At 39.2% G+C, this 3,875-nt stretch carries 4 protein-coding genes and 1 pseudogene; all 5 read left to right on the top strand.

The window, feature by feature from the left end; genetic code table 11:
• Positions 1-424 (top strand): hypothetical protein (locus K2N75_RS01510; protein ID WP_297681704.1); only part of this gene is annotated, 424 nt, incomplete at its 5' end.
• 3 nt (positions 425-427) lie between these two features.
• Positions 428-1,366, top strand: coding sequence for a thioredoxin-disulfide reductase (gene trxB / locus K2N75_RS01515; protein ID WP_297681706.1), 939 nt, complete (start codon positions 428-430; stop codon positions 1,364-1,366).
• Between the two features lie 11 nt (positions 1,367-1,377).
• A complete protein-coding gene (gene dapB, locus K2N75_RS01520) occupies positions 1,378-2,145 on the top strand; it encodes a 4-hydroxy-tetrahydrodipicolinate reductase (protein ID WP_297681708.1) in 768 nt (255 codons plus the stop codon).
• Between the two features lie 45 nt (positions 2,146-2,190).
• On the top strand, positions 2,191-3,555 hold the full coding sequence (gene purF / locus K2N75_RS01525) for an amidophosphoribosyltransferase (protein WP_297681710.1): 1,365 nt from the start codon (positions 2,191-2,193) through the stop codon (positions 3,553-3,555).
• A 19-nt stretch (positions 3,556-3,574) separates the two neighbouring features.
• Positions 3,575-3,875, top strand: a pseudogene (locus K2N75_RS01530) (TIGR01212 family radical SAM protein); the annotation flags it as partial.

Consider the following 3,875-nt stretch of genomic DNA (forward strand, 5'->3'; position numbering starts at 1 on the left):
TTATCAATATGCTTTTACATCTGTTTCAAAAATTAATTTCAATGAGGATTCTTTCTACCAATATCAAGAAAACACGATGAGTCTTTTTGAACCAAAATCTTCGCAATATAAATTGTGCTTTTATACTTCCTTTACCCCCCAATCTACAGAGTTTTTAAGAAAAAATATACAAGAAAATCTTATTCTTTTAGCACTTGATTTATATCAACAAGGAGAAAATGCGAAAAAAGATGTCCATAATCTCATAGAGTTAAGAATCTCAAGTGCTTTAATGTTGAAATTGATTCACGAATTTGATGTGAGAACATTGCCACAATGTTTTTTGCTTAATCAAGAAAGTAAAAATTCCAAACTCTATATTTCTTTAAAAGAGAGTGGAATTTATAAATTAGTTAATTTTAAAGAAAATAAAAATAAGGAGTAAAATATGCTAGAACTAGCTATTATTGGTGGAGGACCTGCTGGACTTAGTGCAGGGTTGTATGCAACAAGAGGAGGCTTAAAGGAAGTCGTAATGTTTGAAAAAGGTATGCCCGGAGGACAGATTACTTCTAGCAGTGAAATGGAAAATTATCCCGGAGTGGCGGAAGTGAAAAGCGGATTTGATTTTATGATGCCTTGGCAAGAACAATGTTTCAGATTTGGCTTAAAACACGAAATGGCAGAGGTTGTGCGCGTCAAAAGAAAAGAAAATCACTTTGCGATTGTTTTAAGTAATCAAAAAGAAGTGGAATCCAAATCTGTGATTATCGCAACGGGTGGAAGCCCCAAACGTTCAGGCGTCAAAGGTGAAGATGTGTATTGGGGGAAAGGTGTGAGTTCTTGCGCTACTTGTGATGGATTTTTTTATAAAAATAAAGAAGTAGCAGTGCTTGGCGGGGGCGATACAGCAGTGGAGGAATCCATCTATCTTGCCAAAATTTGCTCTAAAGTTACATTGATTCATCGTAGAAATGCGTTCCGCGCTTCTCCTGTTACATTGGAGCGCGCAAAAAATGAAGCAAAGATTGAGTTTTTAACCCCTTATGGAATTGAGGAAATTTGTGGTGATGATTCTGGCGTAACTGGGCTAAAATTGAAAAATTTAGAAGAGGAAACTGCAAAAGAAATCAAAGTAGATGGAATCTTTGTATTGATTGGTTTTGATGTAAATAATTCGGTTTTAATGCAAGAAGATGGCAGTGCGATTTGTGCAACAAATGAATATGGGCAAGCTATCGTGAATCTCAAAATGGAAACAAACATACCGGGCTTGTTTGTTGCGGGTGATTTGCGAATAGATGCTCCAAGACAAGTAGTTTGCGCAGCAGCAGATGGTGCGACAGCAGCACTTGGGGCGATTGAATATATTGAACATCATAAATAAAAAGGAATTTTATGTTAGGAATTGGAGTCTTTGGTGCTGGCGGACGTGTAGGTAAATTAGTTGTGGATTTGGCAAAAAAAAGCCAAGAGGTAAAGCTAGAGTGTGTTTATGTGCGCAAAGATTTAGATTTCTCTATTGACCCTGGCGTGTTAATTACTAGCGATTTGAAAGTTTTATTAGAAAGTTCTGCTGCGGTGATTGACTTTACAACAGCAGAAGGTACGCGTGCGTTATTGGAAGTGGCTCTTAATAATCCCAAACCCATTGTAATTGGAACAACAGGATTGGAATCCCACCACGAAAATTTAATCAAAGAAGCTTCCAAGAAAATGCCTATTTTATATGCAAGCAATTTATCATTGGGAGTTGCGGTTTTAAATAAAGCAGTTAAATTGGTGGCAAGTGCTTTGAAAGATTTTGATATTGAAATCGTAGAAACTCATCATCACCATAAAAAAGATTCTCCTAGCGGCACCGCTTTGCGTCTTGCTCAAACTTGTGCAGAAGCTAGAAACTTGGAGCTAGATAAGGTGCGCACAAGTGGTAGAAATGGCAATATTGGCGAGCGTCATAAAGATGAAATCGGCGTTATGGCACTGCGCGGAGGAGATGTAGCTGGGATTCATAATGTCGGATTCTATGGCGAGGGAGAGTATTTGGAACTGATTCATACCGCTACTTCTCGCGCGACTTTTGCGCAAGGTGCTATTAAAGCTGCTCTTTGGTTGCAAAAACAACCAAATGGATTGTATGGCATTGAAGATTCTTTGGGATTATAAGCAGTGGAAAAGCAGATTGAAAATCAAACCTTAACAAGTCAGTCTTTGAAAACTGATTGGAATGAAGAATGTGCGGTAGTGGGCGTTTATAATGTTCAAAATGCCGCGAGTATTGCGTATTATTCTCTTTTTGCTATGCAACATCGCGGGCAAGAAGCGACAGGAATCGCAACAAGCAATGGTGAAAAAATCACCACCATTAAAAATAATGGTTTAGTAACGGAAGTGTTTTGCAATGAGACGCTAAATAAACTGAAAGGTTCTAGTGCAGTAGGGCATAATCGTTATTCTACTGCAGGGAACGATTCTATTTCCGATGCACAGCCTTTATTTGCTCGTTATGATTTGGGTGAAATTGCGATTGTGCATAATGGCAATCTCACAAATGCGCGTCAAATCCGCGACGAGCTTATCAAAGAGGGGGCGATTTTCCAAAGTTATATGGACACAGAGAATCTTATTCATCTCATCGCAAGAGCAGAACAAGAAAACTTGGTAGATAGAATCAAAGAGGCGGTTTTGCGACTTAAAGGCGCATTTTGCTTTGTGATTTTAAGTCGCAAAAAAATGTTTGTGATTCGTGATAGATATGGATTCCGACCTTTAAGTCTTGGAGAGATTGTCAATCCTGATGGAAGCAAAGGCTATGTTGTTGCAAGTGAAACTTGCGCGTTTGATTTGGTGGGCGCAAAATATGTGCGTGATGTAGAGCCGGGTGAAATGTTAATCTTTTCAAAAAATGGTATGGAATCGCAGAGTATTATGCCGCCAAATCCTCACCCTTGCGTCTTTGAATATATTTATTTTGCGCGTCCTGATAGCCGAGTATTTGGACGCCTTGTTTATGATATTCGCAAGAATATGGGCGAGGAATTGGCAAGAGAGAATCCCGTAGAAGCCGACCTTGTGATTCCCGTACCTGATAGTGGTGTCGCAGCGGCACTTGGATATTCTAGGCAAAGTGGGATTCCTTTTGAGCTTGGGATTATCCGCAATCATTATGTGGGGAGGACTTTTATTGAGCCCACACAACAAATTCGTGAGTTAAAAGTGAGGCTTAAATTAAATCCGATTCGTGAATTAATTGAAAATAAACGCGTGGTTGTGATTGATGATTCTGTGGTGCGCGGAACGACCAGTCGTCAGATTGTAAAGATTCTACGAGATTGTGGCGCGAAAGAAATCCATATGAAAATTTCTTCTCCGCCGACGATTTCTCCCTGTTATTATGGTGTGGATACCCCAAGTAGAGAGGATTTAATCAGTGCAAAAATGAGCAACGAAGAGGTTTGTCGGTTTATTGGTGCGGATTCATTGTTCTTTTTGTCTGTTGAGGGATTGAAGCGAAGCATTGGGATTGAGAATTATCAATATTGTCAAGCCTGCTTTGATAGCAAATATATTGTTTAAGGGTATAAGAGTGAAACAAATGCTAACCTTTGGGCGATATTGCAAGCGTAGATTTGGGAAGCGAGTGCGTAAAGTGCCGATTGCTTTGGCGGGCTTTACTTGTCCAAATATTGATGGTAGTGTGGCGCGCGGTGGTTGTATTTTTTGCAAAAATGAAAGTTTTTCTCCGACATTGGACAAAGAGCCAAAAGTTGCCCTTAAAATGAATCCCAAAATGGTAGAGAATCCGTTACTAGAAATGCAACTTCAGCAGCTTCAAAATCAATACGATTGGCAGAGTGCTTTTCATCGCAATAAGTTTGGTGTAGAAAAATATATGA

The sequence above is a fragment of the Helicobacter sp. genome, from assembly GCF_029067145.1.
Lineage (GTDB): Bacteria > Campylobacterota > Campylobacteria > Campylobacterales > Helicobacteraceae > Helicobacter_D.

Excerpts from the sequence above, each read along its gene's own strand:
- dapB (WP_297681708.1), top strand. The coding sequence starts at position 1,378 with ATGTTAGGAATTGGAGTCTTTGGTGCTGGCGGACGTGTAGGTAAATTA.
- trxB (WP_297681706.1), top strand. The coding sequence starts at position 428 with ATGCTAGAACTAGCTATTATTGGTGGAGGACCTGCTGGACTTAGTGCA.